The organism is Paenibacillus caui, assembly GCF_019904135.1.
Taxonomy (GTDB): domain Bacteria; phylum Bacillota; class Bacilli; order Paenibacillales; family Paenibacillaceae; genus Fontibacillus; species Fontibacillus caui.
In genome coordinates, this window is the sequence record NZ_JAIOGQ010000014.1 from 25,041 (window position 1) to 49,995 (window position 24,955).

The 24,955-nt window shown below is 50.0% G+C and carries 26 protein-coding genes and 1 riboswitch; of the genes, 3 read left to right on the plus strand and 23 right to left on the minus strand.

Features of this window, described 5'->3' with window-relative positions; translation table 11 throughout:
• Window positions 1–2 precede the first annotated feature (2 nt).
• From liaF to metA, 9 genes are all read right to left on the minus strand, one after another.
• A complete protein-coding gene (liaF, locus tag K7397_RS10075; RefSeq protein WP_223067829.1) occupies window positions 3–944 on the minus strand; it encodes a cell wall-active antibiotics response protein LiaF in 942 nt (313 codons plus the stop codon).
• A 221-nt stretch (window positions 945–1,165) separates the two neighbouring features.
• Entirely contained in the window at window positions 1,166–1,300 is a 135-nt protein-coding gene (locus K7397_RS21840; protein ID WP_273545608.1) for a hypothetical protein, read from the minus strand.
• Between the two features lie 93 nt (window positions 1,301–1,393).
• Window positions 1,394–2,011 (minus strand): 3D domain-containing protein, encoded by a 618-nt coding sequence (locus K7397_RS10080; RefSeq protein ID WP_273545609.1) that lies wholly within the window; start codon window positions 2,009–2,011, stop codon window positions 1,394–1,396.
• Window positions 2,012–2,120: 109 nt separating this feature from the next.
• Window positions 2,121–4,058 (minus strand): threonine--tRNA ligase, encoded by a 1,938-nt coding sequence (thrS, locus tag K7397_RS10085; RefSeq protein WP_223067830.1) that lies wholly within the window; start codon window positions 4,056–4,058, stop codon window positions 2,121–2,123.
• Window positions 4,059–4,468: 410 nt separating this feature from the next.
• Window positions 4,469–5,341: a putative sporulation protein YtxC gene (locus tag K7397_RS10090; protein ID WP_223067831.1), complete on the minus strand. Its 873-nt coding sequence runs from the start codon at window positions 5,339–5,341 to the stop codon at window positions 4,469–4,471.
• A 198-nt stretch (window positions 5,342–5,539) separates the two neighbouring features.
• On the minus strand, window positions 5,540–6,676 hold the full coding sequence (gene mqnC, locus K7397_RS10095) for a cyclic dehypoxanthinyl futalosine synthase (RefSeq protein ID WP_223067832.1): 1,137 nt from the start codon (window positions 6,674–6,676) through the stop codon (window positions 5,540–5,542).
• Between the two features lie 168 nt (window positions 6,677–6,844).
• Complete coding sequence (locus K7397_RS10100; RefSeq protein WP_223067833.1) at window positions 6,845–8,038, minus strand: trans-sulfuration enzyme family protein; 1,194 nt, start codon at window positions 8,036–8,038, stop codon at window positions 6,845–6,847.
• Complete coding sequence (locus tag K7397_RS10105) at window positions 8,035–9,219, minus strand: aminotransferase class I/II-fold pyridoxal phosphate-dependent enzyme (protein WP_223067834.1); 1,185 nt, start codon at window positions 9,217–9,219, stop codon at window positions 8,035–8,037. The genes K7397_RS10100 and K7397_RS10105 overlap by 4 nt, the downstream gene beginning before the upstream one ends.
• Window positions 9,220–9,235: 16 nt before the next feature.
• Entirely contained in the window at window positions 9,236–10,171 is a 936-nt protein-coding gene (gene metA, locus K7397_RS10110) for a homoserine O-acetyltransferase MetA (protein ID WP_223067835.1), read from the minus strand.
• A gap of 116 nt (window positions 10,172–10,287) precedes the next feature.
• A riboswitch (SAM riboswitch) is annotated at window positions 10,288–10,410 on the minus strand.
• Between the two features lie 433 nt (window positions 10,411–10,843).
• Between metA and corA the strand changes: the two genes are divergently transcribed.
• Entirely contained in the window at window positions 10,844–11,779 is a 936-nt protein-coding gene (corA, locus tag K7397_RS10115) for a magnesium/cobalt transporter CorA (RefSeq protein WP_223067836.1), read from the plus strand.
• An 83-nt stretch (window positions 11,780–11,862) separates the two neighbouring features.
• Here the strand turns inward: corA and K7397_RS10120 are convergent, their stop codons facing one another.
• Window positions 11,863–12,870 (minus strand): HRDC domain-containing protein, encoded by a 1,008-nt coding sequence (locus K7397_RS10120; RefSeq protein WP_337926705.1) that lies wholly within the window; start codon window positions 12,868–12,870, stop codon window positions 11,863–11,865.
• A gap of 289 nt (window positions 12,871–13,159) precedes the next feature.
• Between K7397_RS10120 and K7397_RS10125 the strand changes: the two genes are divergently transcribed.
• Window positions 13,160–13,462, plus strand: a complete 303-nt coding sequence (locus tag K7397_RS10125) for a DUF3055 domain-containing protein (RefSeq protein ID WP_223067837.1) — start codon at window positions 13,160–13,162, stop codon at window positions 13,460–13,462.
• 122 nt (window positions 13,463–13,584) lie between these two features.
• On the opposite strand, the gene K7397_RS10130 is transcribed toward K7397_RS10125, so the two are convergent.
• From K7397_RS10130 to K7397_RS10185, 12 genes are all read right to left on the minus strand, one after another.
• Window positions 13,585–14,475, minus strand: coding sequence for a 5'-3' exonuclease (locus K7397_RS10130; RefSeq protein WP_223067838.1), 891 nt, complete (start codon window positions 14,473–14,475; stop codon window positions 13,585–13,587).
• A 103-nt stretch (window positions 14,476–14,578) separates the two neighbouring features.
• On the minus strand, window positions 14,579–14,941 hold the full coding sequence (locus tag K7397_RS10135) for an arsenate reductase family protein (RefSeq protein ID WP_223067839.1): 363 nt from the start codon (window positions 14,939–14,941) through the stop codon (window positions 14,579–14,581).
• Between the two features lie 36 nt (window positions 14,942–14,977).
• Window positions 14,978–15,940: an RluA family pseudouridine synthase gene (locus tag K7397_RS10140; RefSeq protein WP_223067840.1), complete on the minus strand. Its 963-nt coding sequence runs from the start codon at window positions 15,938–15,940 to the stop codon at window positions 14,978–14,980.
• 6 nt (window positions 15,941–15,946) lie between these two features.
• On the minus strand, window positions 15,947–16,513 hold the full coding sequence (locus tag K7397_RS10145; protein WP_223067841.1) for a cob(I)yrinic acid a,c-diamide adenosyltransferase: 567 nt from the start codon (window positions 16,511–16,513) through the stop codon (window positions 15,947–15,949).
• A gap of 133 nt (window positions 16,514–16,646) precedes the next feature.
• Window positions 16,647–16,910: an aspartyl-phosphate phosphatase Spo0E family protein gene (locus tag K7397_RS10150; protein ID WP_223067842.1), complete on the minus strand. Its 264-nt coding sequence runs from the start codon at window positions 16,908–16,910 to the stop codon at window positions 16,647–16,649.
• A 166-nt stretch (window positions 16,911–17,076) separates the two neighbouring features.
• Window positions 17,077–18,285 (minus strand): aminotransferase class I/II-fold pyridoxal phosphate-dependent enzyme, encoded by a 1,209-nt coding sequence (locus K7397_RS10155; protein WP_223067843.1) that lies wholly within the window; start codon window positions 18,283–18,285, stop codon window positions 17,077–17,079.
• 13 nt (window positions 18,286–18,298) lie between these two features.
• On the minus strand, window positions 18,299–18,799 hold the full coding sequence (locus tag K7397_RS10160; RefSeq protein WP_223067844.1) for an Lrp/AsnC family transcriptional regulator: 501 nt from the start codon (window positions 18,797–18,799) through the stop codon (window positions 18,299–18,301).
• Window positions 18,800–18,967: 168 nt separating this feature from the next.
• Complete coding sequence (locus K7397_RS10165; RefSeq protein WP_237690827.1) at window positions 18,968–19,363, minus strand: spore coat protein; 396 nt, start codon at window positions 19,361–19,363, stop codon at window positions 18,968–18,970.
• A 15-nt stretch (window positions 19,364–19,378) separates the two neighbouring features.
• Window positions 19,379–19,612 carry a hypothetical protein gene (locus K7397_RS10170; protein ID WP_223067845.1) on the minus strand — a complete coding sequence of 78 codons (234 nt, stop codon included), beginning with the start codon at window positions 19,610–19,612 and terminating at the stop codon, window positions 19,379–19,381.
• A 196-nt stretch (window positions 19,613–19,808) separates the two neighbouring features.
• Complete coding sequence (locus K7397_RS10175; RefSeq protein WP_223067846.1) at window positions 19,809–20,339, minus strand: hypothetical protein; 531 nt, start codon at window positions 20,337–20,339, stop codon at window positions 19,809–19,811.
• Window positions 20,340–20,370: 31 nt separating this feature from the next.
• A complete protein-coding gene (locus tag K7397_RS10180; protein WP_223067900.1) occupies window positions 20,371–20,784 on the minus strand; it encodes a DUF350 domain-containing protein in 414 nt (137 codons plus the stop codon).
• Between the two features lie 19 nt (window positions 20,785–20,803).
• Complete coding sequence (locus K7397_RS10185) at window positions 20,804–23,164, minus strand: endonuclease MutS2 (RefSeq protein WP_223067847.1); 2,361 nt, start codon at window positions 23,162–23,164, stop codon at window positions 20,804–20,806.
• A 192-nt stretch (window positions 23,165–23,356) separates the two neighbouring features.
• Here K7397_RS10185 and K7397_RS10190 point away from each other — a divergent pair, with 192 nt between their 5' ends.
• Window positions 23,357–23,713 (plus strand): phage holin family protein, encoded by a 357-nt coding sequence (locus K7397_RS10190; RefSeq protein WP_223067848.1) that lies wholly within the window; start codon window positions 23,357–23,359, stop codon window positions 23,711–23,713.
• 64 nt (window positions 23,714–23,777) lie between these two features.
• Here the strand turns inward: K7397_RS10190 and K7397_RS10195 are convergent, their stop codons facing one another.
• The gene (locus K7397_RS10195) at window positions 23,778–24,881 is read right to left on the minus strand and encodes a GGDEF domain-containing protein (protein WP_223067849.1); all 1,104 of its coding nucleotides are present in this window, start codon (window positions 24,879–24,881) and stop codon (window positions 23,778–23,780) included.
• Between the last annotated feature and the right edge of the window lie 74 nt (window positions 24,882–24,955).

A 24,955-nucleotide genomic window follows, 5' to 3' on the forward strand; every position in this document is an offset into this window, starting at 1 on the left:
TATTATCCCACCGTATTGACCCGGATGTCGCCGACAAAGACGCTGACAGACAGCTTTACCCGTTTATTTGTTTCATTATAGTTTGGTGTATGCGAAGAGACGCTGCTTAAGAATCCGCCCTGCTTCTCCTTAAGCACCTTCATGTCCCCGATAAACGAGCTGGACGAAACCGAAATTCCAAGGTCTGCATCCGCAGGAATGAACACCTTGACGTCGCCGATGAATGCGGAGACATTGATTTTTGTTTCCCCGTAAGGAATTTGCGCTTTGGTCAGGTCGATGATCGTATCCCCGATAAAGTGGGAAATGTTCGTAGGCTTAAGCTCAAAATAGTCGTCGCCCAGCCTGACGTCGCCGATGAATCCGGACCGGTTGAATTTATGGGCGTGGCCATGATCATACCCCGAATATGAATGGTGCCGGCGCTTCTCGTCTCCGGCTTTGTGTTTTTTCTCTTCTTCGTCATTACGCTTCTTCTCTTCCGGAAATGCCTGTTCGAATGCTTCATCCACAGTGGATCCGAAATCCGGATGCAGACTGCTGTCAATGGGAGCCGCAGGCGGAACTGGCCGCTCATAGCCGGAATCGCCTGAACGATTGCGTCTGGAAGGTTTGAATAATACGGACAGGCCTGCAACAATTAGCACAACAGGCACCGCAAATTTAAAGAAGTCGCCGGCGGACAAATCGATCAGGTCCAGATTTCTTGCCAGAAAAAAAGCGCCCACGGCAGTTACGATCATGCCTCCCAACGCTGCTCCGCCATGGCGGAAGCCGTGAGACAGCTGCGAAAGACCGGCCAGAATAACAAATACCGGCCAATAGGTGGCGAACAAATAACCGATGCTGACATCAACGATTCCCAGCATATTCAAAAGCAGCAGAACACCTAACCCGAGCAGGATCAAACCTCCAAACGCTCTGCCAGACCATCCATTAAACATGTTAATCCCCCGTTTTCATAAACTAGTTGATGCTTCATCTGTACCCTAGTTTAACTGATTCATCAAGAGTTGGACAGCGGCGGCAGATTGAAGGGACCTCGGTCTTGAGACCGATTTCCCGTTTCAAAAATTCAGGAACAGCCAAGCAAACTGCCATCTTCAGCACAAAACAAAAAGGATGCCGTTTCTTTGGCATCCTTTTTGCATGGATCTTTAGTCCATTATTTACTTTGTCCTTGGCTTTGTCCTTGGCTTTGGGCTTGCTTTACTTTCTTTTGCACAGGATTGGCGGAAAGATCAGCAAACTCAGCGTCAAACTTTTCGTTCGGTGTTTTGTAACCTTTGTTTTTGGCCACTTTGAAGCACCTCCAAATATATTTGAGCTTATCCCTAAAGGATTAGCCGAAATGTATTATGTGAAGATTGCCCCCCACGTATGCAGGTAACATTTAGATAGACTCTTCCCAGCCCGTATCAATCAGATCCTTGTTGACTGCAATCGCATTGCCGAATTCCTTCAGCATTTGCTCCGTCAGTTTCCCGCTGCCGCGCCTTACGACGCGCACTTCAACTTTTTTCTTGCCCCATTCCTTGAATACCTGTTTTGTAGTCGAAAAATAAAGGTCAAGCTTTTTCCCTTTGATCGCGGAGCCTTTGTCCGCAACGACACCGTATCCATAGCCCGGTATATACAGAATTGTACCTAATGGAAATACTTTCAGGTCAGCGGCAATCGTCGATACCGTATTTTTGTCGCGTCTTACCTTCACGCCGGAATAGGTAATTCCGTACTGAGGATGACCGAGACGTTTTCCTGTCGACTCAAACCCCGCCGTATAACCTGTTGCCACAACGGTTACTGTCTCGGGCTCCTTTTGCTTTCCTGCAACAGGCTGAGCCAGTTTGCCGGCATCGGGCCTAACCTTGCCGATCATATTGCCCGCTTTTCGAACCGCGGCGTCCCCTGTCGCCAATGCCGTATTCCCGCCTTGAGTGCCTAAATTTATAAACAATACGGATAGAACAAACCCGATGGTAAATTTTCTCCAAAAATGAAAATAGCGCATGTGTAACCTCCCCCTTAGTCGAAGGGTGTCCACATGCGCCTTGATTTATACCTATTTCATAATAATCTGAAGAAATGGTCCAACTTCAAACCCGAAATCAGCTCCGGAATCAGATCGCGTGAGTACGGATTTCTTCCTGCAGCAGAGCAACCGTTTCGGCCAGCACTTTCGCGCCGATATCGCCTTCGCCGCGTTTGCGGATGGATACCGTTCCACCATTCTGCTCGTTCTCGCCGACGATCAGCATATATGGCACTTTTTCCAGCTGGCCTTCCCGGATCTTGTAACCGAGCTTCTCATTCCGTAGGTCCGCTTCAATGCGAATTCCGGCTTCCTGCAGCTTTTCGGCAACTTCACGGGCGTAGGCTTCGAATGCGCCGGATACCGGAATAATCTTCGCCTGAACGGGAGACAGCCACAGCGGGAGCGCCCCGGCAAAGTTCTCCAGCAGGAAGGCCGTCATACGCTCCATCGTACTGATAATGCCGCGGTGGATGACAACCGGACGGTGTTTCTGGCCGTCGTCGCCGACAAACTCCAGTTCAAAGCGCTGCGGCAGCAGGAAGTCAAGCTGGCAGGTCGACAAGGTTTCCTCCTTGCCCAACGCGGTGCGAATTTGCACATCCAGCTTCGGACCGTAGAATGCCGCTTCGCCTTCCGCTTCGAAGAACGGAATATCAAGCGCCTCAACAACCTCACGAAGCATTCGCTGAGACATTTCCCACATTTCATCATCCGGAAAATATTTTTCCGTATCCGCCGGATCGCGGTAGGACAAGCGGAAGCGGTAATCCTTGATGCCGAAATCGTTATAAACCTGCTGGATCAATTTGATGACCCGTGCGAATTCATCCTTAATCTGGTCAGGACGGCAGAAAATATGCGCGTCGTTAAGCGTCATGGCGCGAACACGGTGCAAACCGGTCAGTGCGCCTGACATTTCATAGCGGTGCATCATGCCGAGTTCGCCAATCCGGATCGGCAGATCCCGGTAGCTGCGCATTTCGCTTTTGTACACCATCATATGGTGAGGACAGTTCATTGGGCGGAGGACAAGCTCCTCGTTGTCCAGCACCATTTTCGGGAACATATCCTCCTGATAGTGCTCCCAGTGGCCGGAGGTCTTGTACAACTCCACATTGCCCATCACCGGCGTATATACATGCTGATACCCGAGGCGTTCCTCCAGATCCACGATGTAACGCTCCAGCGTGCGGCGAAGCTTGGCGCCGTTAGGCAGCCAAATCGGCAGCCCCTGACCTACCAGATTCGAAAAAGTGAAGATTTTCAGCTCCTTGCCGAGCTTGCGGTGATCACGCTTCTTCGCTTCCTCAAGCAGATGCAAATGCTCGTCGAGCTGTCCCTTTTTCACGAAGGCTGTACCATAAATTCGCTGCAGCATCTTGTTCTTGCTGTTGCCGCGCCAGTAAGCGCCGGCTACGCTAAGCAGCTTGAATACCTTGATTTTGCCGGTTGACGGAACATGCGGTCCCCGGCACAAGTCGAAAAATTCGCCCTGGTCATAAATGGAAATGACGCTGTCTTCGGGAAGATCGCGGATCAGTTCAAGCTTGTACGGATCCCCAAGCTCCGTAAAGATCGCGAGCGCTTCTTCCCGGCTTACTTCACGCCTAGTAATCGGCAGGTTTTCGCCAACGATTCGCTCCATTTCCTTCTCAATCTTCTGCAGATCCTCCGGATTTAGCGGATGCTCAAGATCCATATCATAGTAGAAGCCGTCTTCAATGACGGGACCGATCCCGAGCTTCACTTCCTTGCTTCCGAACAGACGCTTCACGGCCTGCGCCAGCAAATGCGCCGTACTGTGGCGCATCATTTCCAGCCCTTCCTTGGAGTCGAGGGTCAGCAGCTCCACCTGGGCTCCGTTTTCAAGCTTCGTGCCAACATCCACCGTGATTCCGTTCATTTTGCCGCCAACCGCATTTTTACGAAGACCGCTGCTGATTGAAGCCGCTACATCTTCCAAAGTACTGCCGTCCGCATACTCTCTGACAGAGCCGTCCGGTAAAGAAATCGATACTGTCATGTCTGTTTTCCTCCTAAGTCCTAAGTTTGAAGTGCTCCGGAAGCGGAAGACATAACAAAAACACCCGCCCCGCAAAGGGACGAGTGTATTACCCGTGGTTCCACCCTAATTCAGCTTTCGTTCCGGTTATCATAAACCCTGGAAACAGCAGCCCTCATTAAGCCATTTCATAACGGTAATGGTTCCGGCGGTTCTTACTTCAATCCAATCCGGCGTTAATCTGGAAAGGTTGGTTCGGAGCCGCAGCTATAAAGGGGTAAACCAAACCGGAAGTCCGGAGGAAATTGCAGCCTTGTTTCCTCTCTCTGCTCGGCGCCAGCGTTTGGTTCATGTCTTCGTCCTCGCTGTTAGCTTTGAAATTCTGACAGTAATTATAAACGGTCCGTCTTTCACCCGTCAAGCCCCAGCGGTCAATCGCTGCACAGCTGTGCGCGATCCCCGAAAATTTCCTGTATGGTAGCGATCATCCGAAGCTCCGGCTCCCGGGTGTGAATCATGATTTTTCCCGGGGAAAGCGAGATGAGTGAACTGACGACGGCATCCTCCATCTGCAGCTCTTGATCCTCCATCGTTATCGTAATTCCTGTAAACTCGGGAAGCGGCTGAACGGGCAGCATTTTTTCATCAAGAAACTCGAATTCGGTACCCTTGATATGGTTCAGATGAATTAAAGGGATCCGTGTATCCTGAAACTGAACAAAGTACTTCAAAAGTTCAATAAATTCCTCGTACTGTTTGTCCAGTAAATACTCATCAACAGCCAGATCCAGCGCGTCTTTGAGTTCCTCCATGAAGCCCGGCATTCGGAAAGAAATCCAGCCGTCTATATCGATTACAGAGGAAGTCTGCAAATAATCATGAAATGAGCTGTAAATTTCCGCAATTCGCCGCTCACGGCTTCTCTTGTGAACCTCGTAATCAGACCATCCGTCAAGAATCTGAACGGCCAGCTTTACGATTGCCGGAACGTCCTCATGATTGTATAGCGAGTAATATTTGTACAATAGCCTGCGAAGCAGAAACGGCTCTTTCTTCTCAATCACATGCTCTGTAATCATTTCCGCTGCTTTTGTTTTAAGTCCTTTCAACGTTCTGGATGACAGTGGCGTAGAACCTTCGTTTTCACATATCACGGTTACCCGGCCAGGCTCGTAAGCAAAACGATAATCAGCGCCGGCGCTTCGGCTGTGATTCAAGCCGATGGCGCTTTCTCTGAACGCTTCGCAGAAATCCTCTGCAGCCTGCCGGGAATCCACCGATGTTGTAATGGTAAACAGCTGCATCTTATCGCCCCTTCCACTAATCCTCCTGAAAAGTATATGGTTCAAAGGGAGCATGTATACGAAAACGGGACCTTGTAATGGCTGGAAGGCAGCCGTTCTTTTCAACAAAAAACGTATAAAAAAGCCGGTTCTCCTATACCTTGGCAAGGGAAAGGGAACCGGCTTTTTCATTGAGGGCTGTTCGTTTGATGGATGGGATTAGTTCTGCATGACAAAATCATGTTCAATCGTCATATTTTCATCGAACACGCGCAAAATTTCATATTTCGTATTCCGCTGGGCCGGAATTTTTCCTGCCGAACGGATAATGGACAAAATCGATTCAATGTTGACCTTGTGGGTAGCCCCGGCCGATGAAACGACGTTCTCTTCAATCATCGTGCTTCCGAAGTCATCGCATCCGTATTGCAAAGACAAACGGCCGATTTCCGGTCCCATCGTGACCCAGGACGATTGAAAATGCTTGATATTGTCCAGTACGATCCGGCTGATCGCTACGGTCTTCAGGTATTCTTCAGGCGTCTGGCGTTCCAGCTTCAGATTCGTGTTGTCCGGTTGGAAAGTCCACGGGATAAAGGCCAGGAAGCCTTCGGAATCAAAGCCGCTTTGAATGCATTCATCCTGAGCATCCCGAACGCGCATCAGGTGCAGCGCACGTTCTTCCATCGACTCCCCGAGGCCGATAACCATTGTCGCCGTCGTATTCATGCCGATACGGTGCGCGGTCTTCATCACATCCATCCAGTCCGTCCAGGAGCCTTTAAGACGGCTAATCTTGCGCCGCGTACGGTCATCCAGTATTTCCGCTCCGCCTCCGGGCAGGGAATCGAGGCCAGCTTCGTGAATTTGGCGCACAACCTCCTCGAGCGGCAGGCCGTCCGACACAACCTTCATTTTCTGAATTTCGGCCGGTGAAAATGAATGCATCGTGATGCCCGGGAATCTCTTCTTAATATTTCGCAGCAAGTCCGTGTAATAACTGAACGGCAGGTTCGGATTCGTACCGCCCTGCATCAGGATTTCCGTTCCGCCTACATCGATCGTTTCCTGTATTTTCTGGAAAATAACCTCATCCGGAAGCACATAGCCTTCTTCGGAGCCGGGTCTGCGATAGAATGCGCAAAAACGGCAATACACGTCACAAACGTTCGTATAATTGATGTTGCGTCCTATGACAAAAGTGGTAATCGGGTCAGGATATCGTCTTTCCATTAATATGTTAGCGGCATGCCCCAATTTCTCCACTTCATTCGATTCGAATAAAACGACCGCTTCATCAAGGTTTACCCGTTCTCCGCGCAGCGCCTTATCAAGTATTGAATCAATAGCTACCACGAAAGCAGCCTCCTTCCGTCCCTTAAGCTTTATATCTCATTTAATGAATAAATAATTAAATATCAAACCTTAATCAATCGTAACATACTCCATATAAGAAAAGAAGCACCCGAAGGCTCGGATGCTTAAAATTTGTGAAAATCGTTTCATTGGATGGAACGGTAGCTTTCAGACCGGATTTTGCTCCAGCGCCTGCTGCAGATCGGCGATCAGATCTTCAATATTTTCAAGTCCGACCGAGAAGCGCAGCAGTCCGTCCGTTATGCCGCGCTCCCGTCTCACCTCAGCAGGCATGGAAGCGTGGGACATCATGGCCGGATAGGACAGGATGCTCTCCACCGCGCCCAGGCTTACCGCCACAAGCGGCAGCTTCACGGCGTTCAGCACCCGCTTCGCCCGTTCTCCGGAGCCGGCATCGAAGGATATGACGGCACCGTATCCGCTGGATTGCCGCTCCTGAATTTCACGGCCGGGGTGGCCTTCAAGGCCGGGATAATAAACGGCTTCGATATCCGGCCGACCGCTCAGCCAGTCCGCCAGCTTGCGCGCGCTGATTTCGCTGTGCGCCATCCGCGCCGACAGCGTCTTTATGCCGCGCATCAGCAGCCAGGAATCCTGTACGCCCAGCACGCTGCCGAGGCCGTTCTGCAAATATTTGATTTTGCGTCCGAGCTCCTCGTTCGCCGTGACGGCAAGTCCTGCGAGTACATCGCTGTGGCCGCCCAAAAACTTGGTCGCGCTGTGCAAAACGATGTCTACCCCCAGCTCAATAGGACGCTGATAATAAGGCGTCATAAACGTATTGTCCACCATGCTGAGCAGCCCCTGCTCCTTGCCCCAGGCGGCAAGAGCGGCAATATCCGTAATTTTGAGCGTAGGATTCGAAGGAGTCTCCATATAAATCCCCTTCGTGTTCGGTCTTAGCGCCGATTTGACCTCTTCGATCCGGGTCATGTCCACGAAGGAGGCGTCGATTCCGAGACGATTCAGAATACCGGTAAGCAGGCGGTAAGTCCCTCCGTACACATCTTCCGTTACGATCAAATGATCGCCGGAGGAGAACATCATGAACGCCGCCGAGATGGCGGCCATTCCGCTTGGAAATGCAAAGCCGTTCGTCCCTCCTTCCAGCAGGGCTATATAGTCCTCGAGCGCCTGCCGCGTCGGATTTCCGGAACGGCTGTAATCGTGCTGAGGCGGATTGAAGATATCTTCATGATGGAAGGTTGACGCTTGATAAATCGGCACGCTGGAAGCGCCCGTCGCAGCGTCTACCTCCGCACCGAAATGCAGCAGCTTGGTATCGAAGTTGAGGGCTTGTTGTTCTTTATGCTTCTGATCCGTATTAATTACGCTGCTCATCGGCTCTGACCTCCTTCAACCTCAAGTCGTGCTGCTTCCAGCGCCTGCGCCAGATCCGCAATCAAATCGTCCGGATGCTCGATGCCAACGGAGAAACGAAGGAGACGGTCATCCACTCCGACAGCTTCCCTGATTTCCGCTGGAATATCGGCATGCGTCTGGATAGCGGGATAAGTCATCAGCGATTCGACTCCACCCAGGCTTTCGGCAAAGGCGATCAATTCAAGACTGCGCAGAATCGGCTCTACATAGCGGGCGTCCGTCACTTTGAATGAGAATATGCCGGTATTCCCCGATGATTGCCGGTTTTGAATGTCATGGCCCGGATGATCCGGTAGCCCCGGGTAAAATACTTCGGCTACTTGCGGATGCTCGCGTAAATAGCTCGCGAGTGCAAGAGCGTTGCTTTGATGGCGCTCCATCCGAAGCGCCAGCGTCTTCATTCCCTTCATCAGCTGGTAGCTGTCTGTCGGGCTAAGCACGGCGCCGATCGAATTGTGCAGAAATCCAACTTCTTCCGAAAGCTTGGCTCCCTTGGTTACAATCAAACCCGCCAGCACATCGTTATGACCGCCGAGGTACTTGGTGGCGCTGTGTACGACAATATCCGCTCCAAGCTCCAAAGGCCGCTGGAAATACGGCGAAAGCAGCGTATTGTCTACAATGGTCAGCAGACCGTGCTTCTTGCCCCATGTACAGACAGCACTGATATCCGTCACCATCATGAGCGGATTGGTCGGCGTTTCGATGACAACTGCCTTGGTCTCCGGACGGCGCGAGGCTTCAAGCGCATCGAGATCGTTGGTATCGACATAAGAAGCCGTAATGCCGTAACGGGACAAAATCCGCTCCAGCAAGCGGTATGTACCGCCGTAAAGATCAAGCGACACAATCAGATGGTCCCCGCTGCTGAACAGCGTGAAAACCGTTTGAAGCGCAGCCATGCCCGAGCTGCAGGCAAATCCAGCGTCCCCGGATTCCAGCTCTGCCGCCGCTTGTTCAAGAACCGAACGGGTCGGACTTTTTGTGCGCGCATAATCGAAGCCGGTGCTTTGGCCAAGGCGCGGGTGTCTGAACGCCGTTGCCTGATAAATAGGGTAATTCACAGAGCCCGTAACCGGTTCGTGAATGGATCCGATCTGTGCCAGTCTGCTTTCAATGCGAAGTTTTTTGTCAGTCATGATTTCCCCATCTCCTTTATATTTGGTAGCAGAAGCTCAATTCGGAATCTATATCGTAAGGCGTTTCCTGGTACACATAGTAATTCAGCCAATTGGAAAATAATAAGTTTGCGTGCGCCCGCCATGAAGACAGTGGAGTACGCGAAGGATCGTCTTTCGGAAAATAATTCTCCGGCAGCGGCATATCGATTCCCTTGGCTACATCGCGCTCATACTCCCATTTCAGAGACAGCGGATCATATTCGGGATGGCCCGTCACGAAAATTTGCTTGCCATCCCGGGTAGCCACGAGGTAAATGCCCGCATCTTCCGATTCCGATAAAATGTCCAGCGAAGGCTCCTTCTCGATATCTTCCTTCCGGACCTCGGTATGCCGGGAATGCGGCACAAGATACTGTTCGTCAAAGCCGCGAAGCAGCTTCGTATTCGGAATATTGACACTGTGCGAAAAGATACCGAAGCATTTGCTGAGAAGCGCGACTTTCGGAATGCCGAAATGGTAATACAGTCCGGCCTGGGAAGCCCAGCAAATATGCATCGTTGAAGTGACATGGGTTTTGGTCCATTCGAATATCTGCTTGATTTCATCCCAGTAGGTCACTTCTTCGTACTCAAGCTGCTCAACAGGAGCACCCGTTATAATCATCCCGTCAAAACGAAGATGCTTGATCTCGTCAAATGTTTTGTAGAACTGCTCCAAATGATCGGCCGACGTATTTTTGGAAGTATGGGAGCTAGGATGCAGCAGCACAAATTCCACTTGAAGCGGAGTATTCGCAAGCAGACGGAGAATCTGTTCTTCGGTCGTCTCTTTGGTCGGCATCAGATTGAGAATGGCGATCCTGAGCGGACGGATATCCTGCTTAAAAGCCTGGCTTTCATCCATGACGAAGATGTTCTCATTTACAAGCACTTCTTTGGCCGGCAAATAATCGGGAATTTTGATTGGCAATGATGTTCCTCCTTTGATCATATGAGCGGTAATCCTATGACAGAAAGACGAGCGCCTAAAGCAAATAGACCTTTCTCCAGCTTGAGAAAGGTCATATCGTTCACTTGTACGCGCCTCTCTCATCTCTCAGACACTTTAAGAACGCCTGTCTTAAAGTTCCGCAAGAATTAGCACCGTGCGATCGCTCGCCGGTTGCCGGGTTTCATCGGGCCAGTCCCTCCACCTGCTCTTGATAAGATTTCGCCTTATGCAATTTTTATTAATTCATGAAAATGTAACATTCCATGCAATAACTTTATAGCATGGGCCGCCTTTCGTCAAGCGGAATATAATGCTTTATTTTGTATGTATCCGGCACCTTTCAGGGACGATTTCCATATGCTGCTCTAGACCGTTTTAGTATAGACTTATGCTTGAAAATAATCATATCGCAGCGTTATACTAGACAGGTGTTAAAAGCCTAAAAGAAAAAAGAGGTGAACTGGAAATGGAAGGCGACCCTAGTCCGCAGAGCAAATCCCCAAGGGCAAACACAACCGCACAGGAAAGTCATCAGCAGAATGCTCACGGAAGTAGGGGATTCTTTCGTTTTCCGGCGTTTTATTAAGCATGCATTCATGGCCGGCCGCTGATTCTCTCTCCTGTGCAAGACATACAAAGGAGTGAAATCAGATGAAAATCCGCCTTGTAAACGCAGGGGTATTTACCCCTGTAGAGGACCTGAAGGCAGCTCTGACTGCACCGGCTGAAGGCTTTTACTGGATTGATGCCGATACAGACGATCTGGCCTTGCTTCAGCCTGTATTCGGATTGCACGATCTCGCCGTGGAGGATTGCCTGAGCGAGGAAGAACAGCGTCCAAAGATCGAAATTTATGAAAACCATTATTTTATTGTTGTAAACAGCATCCGGTTTGATGATGAAGAAATTTTCCTTCGCGCCCTCAATATCTTTCTGGGCCGGCATTTTATCATTACCGTCACCAAGCAGAAGATCAACGAGCTTCGTGCCGTCAAACCCATTCTGTGGGAGCAGGAAGTAAGTGAACCCGACCGCTTTCTCTATCTGCTCGTTGACCTCGTGGTTGACAATTATTTTCTGGTCGGTGACCGGATTGAAGACAAGATTGAAAAGCTGGAAGAAGATATATTGGTTCATACCAAACGATCTCATCTAAGTGAAATTATCGGGCTTCGAAGCGAAATTTTATGGCTCAAGAAAATGCTTGGGCCGCAAAAGGAAGTCATCAACGTACTCAATAAAAAAGACCTCCGGCTCATCGATGACCAGCTGCAGAAATATTTCAGCGACATCTATGAGAATGCCGTCAAAATATCTGAAAACTTTGATACGTTCAGGGAGCTGATGGGCAACTTGCGCGAAGCCTATCAGTCGAGCATCGCCAACAGAGCGAACGAAATCATGCGCGTGTTTACTGCGATAACGACAATCTTCATTCCGCTGACCCTTATAACCGGAATTTATGGAATGAACTTTGAGAATATGCCTGAAATTCATACCGAATATGGCTATTTTATCGTGCTTGGCATTATGCTGACGCTTGGCCTCGGCATGTTCTATCTCTTCCGCAAGAAAGACTGGATTTGAAAAATAAGGGCGAAAGCAGGACTAGGACTTATCCGGACATACCCGGGCTGCCTGCTTTCGTCCTTTTGAATGCTATGCGTTCATCATGCACTCTGCGAGCGGCCTTGATTACTTCTGCGGTACCGGATTCGAATCATCCGGAGCTGCTCATATCTTCTCTCCAATTCTTCATTCCCGGGCAAACCGGATTCACTGCCATATACCCGTTGCAGCACCGGTTTCAGAAAAGCATCGCCCATCTCCCGGTAAGCATCCCATACCGCGGATTGTTCCGCTTCAGGCATTTCCGCAAGCTCCAGCGCAAGCAGCTTGTCCGTGTCATATCCTTCTTTCTCGAGCTGCTCCAAAAACTCTATCGCTTCGCGCCGTCCCAGGCCGGACGTCTCCTTGATCTGTTCCAAACTAAGCCCGTCCTTAATCGCGCTAAGCAGCACTCTCCGCAGGCTGAATTTCTCCATTTCAGCTTTGAACCTGGCTTCCTTCTGTCTGTAGATCCATGAGCGGAATACTTCCTCATCCAGCTCCTGCTGCACCCAATCGAGGGGAAAATCGAGGTCGCGGTGAACCTCTGCGGTCATGGCGAGCAGATCGTCTCCGTACTCCCCAGCTTTGCCTTCTCCGACGCCAGGCAGCTGTATCAGCTCTTCTTTATTCTTCGGGATAAACGTGCTGACAAGCTTCAGCAGCCGGTTGCTGGCGATCAGGTACGGCGCTTTGCGCTCGGCCGCCGCCCGTTTGCGCCGCCACGCGCAGAGCTGGTTGTACAATTCTTCATCCGCCTTAAGCTCGCTGTAACAGATAAGCTTCTGAGTCAGGCTGCCCCGCATGTCCTCGTTCTCATGAAAGACACCCTCGATAACCGGCCGGTATCCGTCTCCCAGCTTGACTGCAAGCTGATAACGGTAAATGTGCAGCATCTCCGACCAGGAATCGCCTTCGTACCACAAATGCCCGGTCTCGCCGTTCTCCGGGATTTCATCCCAGCCGATTCGCCATATCCCCTGCTCCTCGCCGATCCATACCTGAGCCGTGCATAGCTGTTCGCCACGGCTCCGTTTCTCCAGGCTGTTTAAAAATACAATCCGCATCATTAGCCACCCTCCCTCATATTCAGCACACACCTAGAAACGGATGTTGTCCACCATTCTTCAGGGTTAGTACCGCTTCTCCCGAGAACATAAAAAAGCACCTCTCCTGCCATGCTGGGAGAGGTGCTTCCTCGTTTGTTGTATACTGTTGTATCTATAATACCATAATTTGTAATCCAGTCAATGGAATAGCTGGATTTTCGTTCCCTGGCACGTTTTTTTTCGTTATAATGGCAGAGGAACGAATGTTACCCGAATTTCTATCATGTACTTAAGGAGGCTCAAGGCCATTATGTCGATTTCCGATAAAGATCTGGATTATCTGTCGGACAGCACCGAGCAAACCTCGACCCGTTTCGTGACGTTCATCGGCCCTTCCCTGAAGCGGTTCGATCTGGCCGTAACGACAACAAACCGGTTTTACGGCAAGAAGCTCGTAACCGATCTTCAGGCGGGAAAAACCGCCATCCTGGGTACGGATGACCTTGAAGAAGAGGGGTATCTTGCCTCGGTCTTCGGCCTGACGGAGGAAGAAGAACCGGAACTGCGCAGCTTCTTGAACCAGGTGCTTGGCGATCCGCATTTTACCGATTGATTGAAATTACTGGGCTACTTGTCCGCCAAAGACAAGCGTGTTGCTGAGCAGTCTGCCCGGCGGGGTCAGTATCTTTCCGCCGGCGTAGATCCACGGCTTTTTTTTCAAAATGACATAAGCCTTCACAGGGCCGTCACTCCCATCCATGAACAAATGCTCTTCATTTCCAATTCTTCAAATTTGGCGACTACGGAAGGAGGGTCCAGTTCCCATCGGCAGGATTCCAAATTGCATTCAAGCTGAACATCGCAGCGGATGTACGCCAGCTCCCTCGATAAATGCAGCATATTAAGGTCAGCCTCAATCTTCGTGCGAATCCCTTTGGATAGTTGCTCCAGATTGGCGAGAATGCCTTCAACGTCGCGATATTCCTGAACGAGCTTCAAAGCCGTCTTCTCGCCAATACCTCGAACTCCCGGGTAATTATCGCTTGGATCCCCCATAAGGCCTTTCAAATCTATAATTTGCGAAGGCGTTAGCTGTCTTTCTTCCATCAGGCTTTGCGGCGTATAGACGAAATAATTGCCGTGGCCCTTTTTCATAATGGCCACACTGGTCTGATCTGTAACCAATTGCAGCATATCGTGATCCCCTGTCAAAATAAGCACATGCATCGTATCGCTGCTGTACATCGCGGCCAATGTGCCGATGCAATCGTCGGCTTCGTAGCCCTCGGCGCTTATATTCGGTATGCCCAGGCTGTCCATGACCTCCCGGATGACGGCGAACTGGGGAATCAGATCATCCGGCGCTTCGGAACGGTTGCCTTTATATGCGGGAAACTGCTGGGTACGGAACGTCTTGCTGCCAAGATCCCAGCAGCAGGCTACATGGGTGGGAGCAAATTTCTGGACGGCGTCCCAGAAATAACGCATGAAGCCGTAAACGGCATTGGTAGGCAGGCCGGCTTTGGTGCGGCGGATGTATCCGCTCGCGGCCGAGGCGTAATAGGCGCGGAACATCAGGGCCATTCCGTCTACAAGCAGCAGCGTTTCTTCCTTGCGGTCTGTCAATATTCTCTCTCCTTAAACCATTTATCTTGTTTCGCAGATTTCATATTTTCCAAATCTACTTACAACTATATCATACGAAGTATATTAGCCGGAATTAAGCAGTTTATCGTCCCCAGACGGATGAAAAATCTTCCTGCTTGAATCCAACGGTTACGCGTTTGCCATCCGTTACGATCGGGCGTTTGATCAGCTTGCCATTTGACGCAAGAAGCTCCAGCTGCTGTTCAGGCGACAACCCGGGAAGCTTGTCCTTCAGTCCGAGCGACCTGTATACCTCGCCGGCTGTATTAAAAAATTTCTTCAACGGAAGGCCGCTAAGCTCCACAAGACGCCCCAATTCGGCAGCTGAAGGAGGGGCGTCCACGATATGATGAAGCTCCAGCTCGTGGCCTGCCTCCTGAAGCCATTTTACGGCGCTTCGGCAGGTCCCGCATTTCGGGTATTGATAGACTGTCAGTTTACTCAAAATTCAGTCACTCCTTGTAGAGTAGTTCATTTTATTTTATGGCTGTCCTTGGATCAGCAGTTGCCTCAGCCGGTGCATATCCTCCGGGAGCGGAGCCGTAAACACGATCTGCTCTCCCGTCAGGGGATGCTTAAATCCAAGCTTCTCGGCGTGCAGCGCCTGCCGTTTCATGCTCGCATCCAGCTTTGCCGCTGCCTGGCGTTTTTCTTCCGCCAGCGATTGCAGCATGGAGAAGCCGTACATTTTATCTCCGATTAACGGATTACCCAGATGGGACATATGAACACGGATTTGATGGGTTCTGCCGGTTCCAAGCTGAAGCTCTACCCAGGAACCGTGTTTATAGCTTTCTTTTACACGATAAAAGGTCAGTGCGGGATATCCGCTCTCCGTAACGATCCGGCGGTGCGGCTCAAGCGGGTCGCGGTCGATCGGATCATCGATCCTTCTCTCTTCTATGGGCGGTGTTCCATGAACAAAAGCAGAATATTTCTTGAGCACCTGATCAGCGAGCATCTGTTCGGAGATGTGCTGATGGACGTACGCATTTTTCGCAACTGCCAGCACGCCGCTCGTTTCCTGATCGAGCCGGTGAACCGGACGAAAGCGGAAGCGTTCGCCCCGCTGCTGCCAGTAATAAACAACTCCATTCGCCAGCGTTTCCGTATAGTGTCCATGGGTAGGATGAACAATGATGCCTGGCTGCTTGTTAATGATCAGCAGCGCGTCATCCTCGTAAAGAATATCGAACGGAATGGGCTGCGGCAAAATATCTTCGGAAATCTCCTGCTCGAGCCGGATGGCAACCTGGTCGCCTTCCTTTACGGTCACGCTGATATAGACCCGCTCTCCGTTCAGCGTTATGCCCTGCTCCGTCAGCTTGAGTCTGGACATCAGCTTGCGGGAAACGCCAAGTCTGCGCTGCAGAACCGTCTTAAGCAGCCAGCCGTCTTCCGCAGCGGCAACGGTGTAAACAATCGGGTTGTAATACTGGCTCATGATCGATTAACGAAACACCTTCCCGCTGCGTTCATATTCGGTCTCTGGCTTTCCGGCCCTCGTATTGGCGAGGCGTGCCGCTACAAACAAATAATCGGACAAGCGGTTCAAATACCGGATGACTTCAGGATTCGCTTCACAGCTTCCCGCCATCGTCACTGTACGGCGTTCGGCTCTGCGGCATACCGTTCTGCACACATGAAGTGTTGCAGCCAGCAAGGAGCCGCCCGGAAGAATAAAGCGTTCCAGAGGCGGGTTCTCCTCTTCATAAGCATCCATCCAAAGCTCCAGTTGTTTGGCCATCTCTGCCTGTACTTTATAGTCTTGCTTCCCCCGCTCCACAAAAGCAAGATCGGAGCCGCAGTCGAACAATTCATGTTGAATCCGGATCAACTGTCCCTTAAGATCGTCAAAGAGTTTTCCTTCCACTTCCGCCAAAGCTGCCGCCTGGCCGACAAAGCTGTTCAACTCGTCGATCGTGCCGTAGGCTTCGACGCGGTCATCGTCCTTTCGCACCCTTCCAAAGCCCGCCGACGTTTGTCCCTTGTCCCCCGAACGTGTATACATTTTCATAACCTTGCAATAGCCCCCTTCAACCTGCATATGAACTTATGCTACATAATATAACACATTCCAACAAAAAGAAGACCCCTAAGGATCTTCTCTTAAGCGCGGAAACTATAAAATTCACATGGTCAGGCGTTCGTTACTGTTTATATTTGGCTCTCATGTATTCATTGATCTTTAAGTCAAGCAGGGTGCTGATCTCAACGACAATATCCGATGTAAAAGACTGTTCTTCAAGAAAAATCTTCTCCATCCGACTGCGAAGCATCCTGATTTCATCCTCCAAGGAGGCTTTGCGAGCAGAAGTGGTGATGCTGCGGGCTTCGATGATCCATCTTTCACGGTTGTCCTCAGCAACAAAATCTCCAGCGTAAATCGGCAAGTTGTATTCACCACAACTCATGGTCATTCCTCCTTGACTGTTAAAAACCGCCTTCTTCTCCGGGCAGAACACGGAATATGAAAGCCAAAAAGCCTTTATAGAAAAAAATTATACCATGTGAAGTATCCAGCGTTCAAATAAAAGATGAAGAATTTGTTAAACAAGCCTTATTTACCCGAATACCGGACTATCGGCCCAATTTATACACGAATTGTCCGATCCGATGAAGGGCCTCGTTGAGTTGTGCGACCGAAGTCGCATAAGAACAGCGCAGAAAGCCGTCTCCGCCAAGTCCAAATACGTTCCCTGGGACAGCCGCTACTTTTGCTTCAACAAGCAGTCTTTGCGCGAACTCATCCGAGCTTAAGCCCGTCGATGTGATGCTTGGAAAAGCATAGAACGCCCCGTGCGGCTCATGACAGGCCAAACCGATATCCCTAAGTCCCTGAACAATCAAGCGACGGCGCTGATTATAGGAATCTACCATCCGGTCTTTCTCTTCCATTCCGTTGGTGAGCGCTTCTAGAGCAGCTACTTGGCCCATTGCCGGCGCGCACATGACCGTATATTGATGAATCTTGAGCATGGCCGAGATCAGATCCGGATGCCCGCAAGCATAGCCCATTCGCCAACCGGTCATGGCAAATGCTTTCGAGAAACCGCTGACCAGAATCGTCCGATCCTTCATACCCGGAAGAGAGGCAAAGCTAACATGTTTCCCGGAATAAGTGAGTTCGGCATAAATTTCATCCGAGATCACGATCAGATCATGCTCTTCCACCACTTTTGCAATAGGAACCCAGTCCTCATAGGTCATGATCCCGCCCGTTGGATTGCTCGGATAGTTAAGCACCAGCACTTTGGAATTCGGCGTAAGCTTGGCTTTTAAATGCTCAGCCTTCAGCTTGAAGTCATCCTCGGCAAAAGTTTCGATGCCGACAGGCACACCGCCTCCAATTTTCGTGATGGGCGAATAGGAGATATAACAAGGCTCCGGAATCAGAATTTCATCTCCCGGAGCAATGAGCGCCCTGAGAGCCAGGTCGATCGCTTCACTGCCCCCAACGGTAACTAGAATTTCATCTTTCGGCTCATAAGTGACCTGAAAGCTGTCATGCAAATATTGTGCAATGGCTTCCCGCAGTTCCGGCGTTCCCGAATTCGAGGTATAGCGGGTAAAACCACGTTCGAGCGAATACACGCAGGATTCTCTCACATGCCATGGAGTTACAAAGTCGGGTTCACCGACTCCAAGCGTAATAATATCCTTGCTTGAGCTGACAAGATCAAAAAATTTCCGAATCCCTGACGGTTGAATCTCCTGTACGCGGGGAGCCAGATAAGAATGCATTGAAGTACTCTTGCTGCCAGTCTGTTTGTCAGAATTCACGATCATCTCAATACTTCCTTTACGGAGAAATCATAAGACGGTGGTCTTCTTCATGGTCTTCAAATATAACGCCGTCTTGTTTGTACTTTTTCAAAATAAAATGCGTTTTTGTGGAGAGCACCTTTTCAAGCGTCGAGAGCTTCTCGGAGACAAAGTTCGCCACTTCCTTCAGGTTTCGTCCTTCGACCTCCACCAGCAGATCGTAGGCGCCCGACATCAAATAGACGGATTTCACCTGTGGAAACAAGTAAATTCTTTCCGAAATGGCATCGAATCCTCTGTCCCGCTCCGGCGTGATCTGGACCTCGATCAGGGCGGTTACCTTTTCATCATCCAGCTTCTTGCTATTGATGACGGTCGCATATTTGACGATAATGTGATCTTCTTCCAATTCGGCGATAGCGGATTTGACCTCATCCGCCGTAACGCCAAGCATGGTGGAAAGCAGCTCCGGCGTATACCTTGCATCCTCTCTTAACAATTCGAGCAAATTTTGTTTGAGTTTGCTTATTTCCTTCATATGTCCCCTCCTAAGCCTGCTGAGTTTATACCTATATTACATGAATTCCTTGCCTATGCAAAGAAAAACCGTCCATTCCGTGGCAGATTACAACACGGACGGACGGTTTTTCCATTTTATCCAAAGTGCGCACAAAAACTTGCTGAATTCTTAAGCAACAAAAACGGGTTAGCTATATTGTGGGGTGGTGCCCACATTCGGCTGATGAGGCGGTACGGCCGTCTGAGCTCCCATAGCCTGAGCCCCCATGGCAGTCAAATGCTGCTGGACGAACTGCTGGGCTTCGGTTTGCGTTTGCTGCGCGTTTTGCAAACGTTTGGTGACTTCCTGACGCTGTACTTTGGATGGAACATTGTACATATTGTTGCTTGCCATCAACTGGTACAGCTCTCCCTGGATCTTAAGCGAACTGTCCGTCAGCTGTGTAAACATTTGACGGACCATCGGGCATGCGGCTTCGGTTGTAGCCGTTGCATATTCGCGTACCGAACGGCGCAAATCGGCGAGTGTTGCATTCAGTAGGTCTTTTTCAGGTAGCATCTGGTTTTGCTGCATATTCATCATATATCTCTCCTCTCGTTATTGAAGCTGCGCCGGCGCAAGCTGTTCATGCTGACGAAGACAATCTGTCAGCATCTTTAAATGCTGCTCATGAGTTTGGACAAACTGCTGACAAGCCTGGCGAATCGCCTGATTTTGGGTTGTGGAAGCAACCATGCTGCATAATTTGATCTGAATGTCTTCGTTGGTAATCGAATCCGAAATGTATTCAAGTTCCTTGCCTGAAAGAGCCTGCATCTGCTGTGCGTTCATAGACGGTTTCCTCCTTTATTTAAATGAACAATCCCTATTATGTCCTTCGCTCGTTCCATTATGTGAAGGACGAAATATATCCATATATCTCCCGATGAACTGTTCTCGCCCCGGCGAAATTCAAAACCGTCACCGTCTTATTCGCTAAAAAAAGCCGCTTCCTTTACCGGAAGCGGCTTAATTTTGCTAAAACCGTTTATTCGATGGCTGTTTGCACATTCTTAACAAAACGCAGCTGGTCTTTTTCCGTCAGGAAGCTGCTCACATGAAAGCATGCGGGGCAAACGTACACGCTCATCGTGAATGGGGCTTGCAGAAGCGGTGACTTCAGCGGCCGTGTAATGTTAGCCGTATAAGCGTCACCGGGTAATACGCTTTGTCCGGTAAACAGCATATACTCCCGGCAATGCGGACATTCCGGCATCTGCTCCTGGTTTTCCAGCACTTTTCCGGTAGAAGACTCATAAGCAAGCAGGTCGTGTTCTTCACCCGGAATAGAAGGAAGCCGGGTCAATCCATGCTGACGATCTTGCTCCCATGAATCGTCCGTAGTATCCCCTTCATACGACGGATCGTGATCCAGATCTTCCTCATCTTCACCAAGCGCAATATTCAAAGTACGGTAACCCTTGAGTTCATTATGGCAATGAGGGCATTCTTCCTCGGGTCCAATTTCTTCGTCCCAAACGATCTCGGTTTGACACCATGGACAAACAGTATTTTCCATATTTCAACACTTTCCTTCCGGCTTAATCTATCTATACAATGCTTGCAGCAATAACGAGCGACAGCGAAATGGAGATGCACATGGATATAATTCCAACCGCCAAATTCCGGGCCTCAATTTCCCGATCAATCCGGAATACCGGCGTAACAAATTCAAACAAAACATAAGCGATAAACAACAGGAGCGTGCCAATGAAAGACCATAATATAAAATCATATATATTGGTTTTGTCTGCGACCGACCGAATAATAATGCAAATGCCGGCAATTTTTCCGCCCGTCGCAAGCGCAGCTGCCAAATTGCCCTTTCCGATTTCAAACCAGCAGCGGTAAGAGGTCAAAAGTTCGAAACAGGCAAGAAAGACAACCAACTCCAGAATCGAAACCGATAAAATACCAACTGTATGTCCAAGCGGATATTGCAGCAGTTGATCTATCGTACTCAGGGCCGATTCCTCCTTATGCCTACTTGAGTTCGGCCACAGTCACCCCTGTGCCTCCCTCTCCATAATTGCCAAGCCGATAGCTCTTTATATGCTTGTGCCTGCGCAAGTAATCTTGAATCCCGGTTCGAAGGATCCCTGTTCCTTTGCCATGGATAATGTAAACCTGTCCCAGGTTTCCCAGAAAGGCCTCATCCAGGAAGCGGTCGACCTCAATGAGCGCCTCTTCCAGATTGGAGCCCCGCAGATCGAGCTCGGTCCGAACCGAATCGTCTCTGGTTCGTTTTACGCTCGTAACGGTCCGCTGCGCCGGTTTGGCTGCCGGCTGCTGCTGGATCAGTTCCAGATCATCCAGGCTAACCTTCATTTTCATGATGCCGAGCTGAACAACCGCTTCCTTGCCTGCCAGTTCCACGACATGCCCTTTCTGGTTCAGGCTGTAGACCATAACTTCGTCACCGGAACCGATTTGCCGCTGCTTGAGCGCTTTTCGAACAGCAGGCGCTTTCCTCCGCTGATCCGGCGCCGCTTCATCCAAAGCTTTTCTGGCCGCAATCAGCTTATGCTCCTTAACGGACGCGCCTTCCTCCATAGCCAGCCTGCGCAGGTCGTTAATGATCGTTTCCGCCTCGCTGCGGGCTTTGTCCACAATCGCTCTGGCTTCATTCTCGGCTTTCTCGATCCGCTTGTCACGCTGCTGCTCCAGCTTCTCGACATCCTCTTCATAACGCTTGCGAAGTTCTTCCACTTCGCGGCGAAGTCTTCCCGCCGTTTCCCGTTCCTGCTCGGCTTCGGTCCGGTTCTGTTCCAGCGATGCAATCATGTTCTCAACGCGCAGGTCTTCCTCCTTCACCTCACCGCGAGCGAACTCAAGAATTTCCGCAGAAAGACCCAGACGTTCGGCAATGGCAAAAGCGTTGCTTCGTCCGGGAATACCGATCAGCAGACGATAGGTCGGGCTCAGCGTATTGACGTCAAACTCCATGCTGGCGTTAATGACCCCTTTGCGGTTATAAGCATATGCCTTCAATTCACTGTAGTGGGTCGTGGCCACCATCCGGCAGCCGAGCGCGTGAATATGCTCCAGAATAGCGATGGCAAGAGCCGAGCCCTCGGCCGGATCCGTTCCTGCTCCAAGCTCGTCAAGCAGGACAAGGCTTTTCGGAGACATGTTCTTTAGGATGGATATAATATTGGTCATGTGGCTTGAGAAAGTACTGAGATTTTGCTCAATGCTTTGCTCGTCTCCAATATCGGCATAAATGGCATCAAAGACGCACATTTGGCTGCCATCCTCGGCCGGAATAAACAGACCGGACATCGCCATCAGACTGAGCAGGCCGATCGTCTTCAAAGATACCGTCTTACCGCCGGTATTGGGCCCTGTCACAATAATGGATGAATAAGTATTGCCAAGCTCCACGTCGATCGGGACCACTTTCTCCATAGGGATGAGCGGATGGCGCCCTTTTTTCAGCTTCAGAAACCCGCGGTCGTTCATCCGCGGCAGCGTTGCCTTCATTTCCCGGGCCAATCTAGCTTTGGCAAACACGAAATCGAGCTCGGCCAATACATCGCAGTCGTAAAGCAGCGGCTCCACTTGTTCGCCGACCAAAGCCGTCAGCTTCTGCAAAATCACTTCAATTTCCCGTTCCTCGGCCAGCCGTGTTTCGCGCAGCTTGTTGTTCATGGCGACTATGGATTCCGGCTCGATGAACAAGGTCGCTCCAGAACCCGATTGATCATGCACAATTCCGCCAAAATAGGAACGGTATTCAGCTTTAACCGGAATGACAAAACGGTCGTTCCGGATCGTAATCAGTTGATCCTGCAGCATCTTTGAAACGTTGGAAGAACGAATCATCGTTTCCAGCTTTTCGCGGATCCGGCTTTCCCCGCCGCGCAGTTCCCGGCGAATTTGAGCCAGCAGCGGGCTTGCCGTATCCAGCACGTCCGCATTGTCATCGATACACCGCTTAATTGCGTCTTCAAGGGGCTTCTGATCGCTAAGCTCCTCCGTCAGCCGGTGCAGCCAGGGAATCGCATCCTCATCGTGAATGGCTGCCAAATGCCTTTTAACTCTGCGTCCGCCGTATAATGTTCCGGCAATTCCATGCAGTTCATGCGGGCTAAGCGTCCCGCCGATCCGCGCGCGTTTAACCGCAGGCGCTATGTTGACAATTCCGCCAAAGGGCGGAGCGCCCTTTAGACGGTCTACTTTATAGGCTTCATCCGTAGCCTGCAGCAGAACCTTAACCTCGTCCAAATCCGCCGAAGGCATAAGCTTTTTCACCAGATCCCGGCCCAGCTCCGTTCCGGTAAAATTTGTTAAATAATCTATAATTTTATGGTATTCCATCGTTTTTAAAACTTTTGGATTCAAGAACGCTGCAACTCCTCTCGGTGCGGAGAATGAATCAACAAACTTCATCCGTTCATTTCCGCATATGATTTTATTATAAACGAAACTGCCCATGAATCGCCATTTACTGACTAATACATAACTTTAACGTTGTCGGTCAATGATATAAAAGATATTTCAAATGACGTATCACAAAAAGGAGGCAATCAGAAGATGCAAATTCTTGGACACATCGTGCGATTCATTGTGTCGGCACTAGTACTGCTCATTGTAGGATGGCTGGTTCCCCAGTTTTCCGTTGGCGGCTTTGGCAGTGCGCTGCTGCTTGCGCTCGTAATCGCTTTGCTTGGCTGGGTCATTGAAGGTGTATTCGGCAAAAGAGTTACTCCTTTCGGACGGGGTATCGTTGGCTTTATCGTCAGCGCTCTCGTGATCTGGCTGGCTCAGTTTATTATTGGCGGTGTTTCCGTTTCCATTATCGGCGCTTTGCTCGCTGCGCTTGTCATCGGGATCATTGACCTGTTTATCCCTATGGGCTCGCCGTTTAATGCAGCGCGCGACAAAAAATAATCACCCGCACCAGTCGAAGGATAAACCCCTGGTCCATAGAACCAGGGGTTTATTGTAAACTGGCTTACGTCATACATACGATCGGACCCTTGATTTGATGGACAATGACCCGGTTTTTCCCGGAACGTTTTGCATAATACAAGGCAGCATCCGCATTCCGGAACAGCTTTTCCTTGCCATCGCCAATATAATAACTGCATAGGCCCGCGCTGAAGGTGATCGTCCGGCCATCCAGTTGGGGCATCCGGATCTCCTCCACTTTACTCCGGATTGCTTCGCTGCAGGCATAAGCCTGTTCGGCCGTAGTATCCGTAAAAATGAGCGCAAATTCCTCGCCGCCATATCTCGCCGCAAAATCGTTTGGACTCATCAGTTCAAGCAGGACCTGCGCAACTTCCTTAAGCACGATATCGCCAACCCAATGTCCAAAGATATCGTTAATAGCCTTGAAATTATCGATGTCGAGAATGGCCAGATGGATGGAAACTCCATTTGTTTCGGCATGCTGAATCAAATTTTCAATATACTCATGAAAGGTTTTATGATTGTACAAGCCCGTTAAAGCATCCATTTTCAGCAGCTTATCGGAGATCGTCTTTTCCACAATGAGCTTTTGCTCGGATTTGACCAGCCCTTCCACAGCTTTCCGCATTTCCAGGGAACGGGTGATCACCCCTTGTCCAAGCAAGGTCCCAATGATCAAAACGGCCATGACAAGAATGAAGTCGGAAATATCAAGCCGGGTTAGCCCGAGCGCCGCAGGAACCAGCGCAATGACGACATAGATCAAAATGTTAAGAAGCGCAAAAGCTTTCAGCAGCATTCGTTCGAAATAAACTAAAGAAATAAGCAATGGCATGATAAGCACAATCTCAGAACCGTCGATAACGGGTGTTAGCAAAAAATACAGAATATAACTTAAAACAAGCCCGCAGAGTAGAACCGCACGCTTCAAATAAACTTTTTTCTCTCTTCTGAGCCAAATTTCCGTCACGGAAAGCAGCAAAACAATACAAAGATCGACAGAGATGGCGGTCGAGCTGTTATATTGCCAATACTCCGCGGCTCCTGTAAAAATATCAGGAAAAATAAAAGAAAGTCCTTGAACCAGAAACAGCAGAATCGCGCCAAACCAGTAATAGATCATAATCTTACGGTTCCATGACAACGAATCTAATTTTTTCCTAGAAATACCGAGAATATAAATCGCCTACTTTAAAAAAATATGTTGCATTAACGGGC

Coding starts and splice junctions, on each gene's coding strand:
- liaF (WP_223067829.1), bottom strand. CDS start 944: ATGTTTAATGGATGGTCTGGCAGAGCGTTTGGAGGTTTGATCCTGCTC.
- K7397_RS10080 (WP_273545609.1), bottom strand. CDS start 2,011: ATGCGCTATTTTCATTTTTGGAGAAAATTTACCATCGGGTTTGTTCTA.
- thrS (WP_223067830.1), bottom strand. CDS start 4,058: ATGACAGTATCGATTTCTTTACCGGACGGCTCTGTCAGAGAGTATGCG.
- K7397_RS10090 (WP_223067831.1), bottom strand. CDS start 5,341: ATGCAGCTGTTTACCATTACAACATCGGTGGATTCCCGGCAGGCTGCA.
- K7397_RS10100 (WP_223067833.1), bottom strand. CDS start 8,038: ATGAGCAGCGTAATTAATACGGATCAGAAGCATAAAGAACAACAAGCC.
- K7397_RS10105 (WP_223067834.1), bottom strand. CDS start 9,219: ATGACTGACAAAAAACTTCGCATTGAAAGCAGACTGGCACAGATCGGA.
- corA (WP_223067836.1), top strand. CDS start 10,844: ATGAAAATCCGCCTTGTAAACGCAGGGGTATTTACCCCTGTAGAGGAC.
- K7397_RS10120 (WP_337926705.1), bottom strand. CDS start 12,870: ATGATGCGGATTGTATTTTTAAACAGCCTGGAGAAACGGAGCCGTGGC.
- K7397_RS10125 (WP_223067837.1), top strand. CDS start 13,160: ATGTCGATTTCCGATAAAGATCTGGATTATCTGTCGGACAGCACCGAG.
- K7397_RS10140 (WP_223067840.1), bottom strand. CDS start 15,940: ATGAGCCAGTATTACAACCCGATTGTTTACACCGTTGCCGCTGCGGAA.
- K7397_RS10145 (WP_223067841.1), bottom strand. CDS start 16,513: ATGAAAATGTATACACGTTCGGGGGACAAGGGACAAACGTCGGCGGGC.
- K7397_RS10150 (WP_223067842.1), bottom strand. CDS start 16,910: ATGAGTTGTGGTGAATACAACTTGCCGATTTACGCTGGAGATTTTGTT.
- K7397_RS10155 (WP_223067843.1), bottom strand. CDS start 18,285: ATGATCGTGAATTCTGACAAACAGACTGGCAGCAAGAGTACTTCAATG.
- K7397_RS10160 (WP_223067844.1), bottom strand. CDS start 18,799: ATGAAGGAAATAAGCAAACTCAAACAAAATTTGCTCGAATTGTTAAGA.
- K7397_RS10165 (WP_237690827.1), bottom strand. CDS start 19,363: ATGATGAATATGCAGCAAAACCAGATGCTACCTGAAAAAGACCTACTG.
- K7397_RS10170 (WP_223067845.1), bottom strand. CDS start 19,612: ATGAACGCACAGCAGATGCAGGCTCTTTCAGGCAAGGAACTTGAATAC.
- K7397_RS10175 (WP_223067846.1), bottom strand. CDS start 20,339: ATGGAAAATACTGTTTGTCCATGGTGTCAAACCGAGATCGTTTGGGAC.
- K7397_RS10190 (WP_223067848.1), top strand. CDS start 23,357: ATGCAAATTCTTGGACACATCGTGCGATTCATTGTGTCGGCACTAGTA.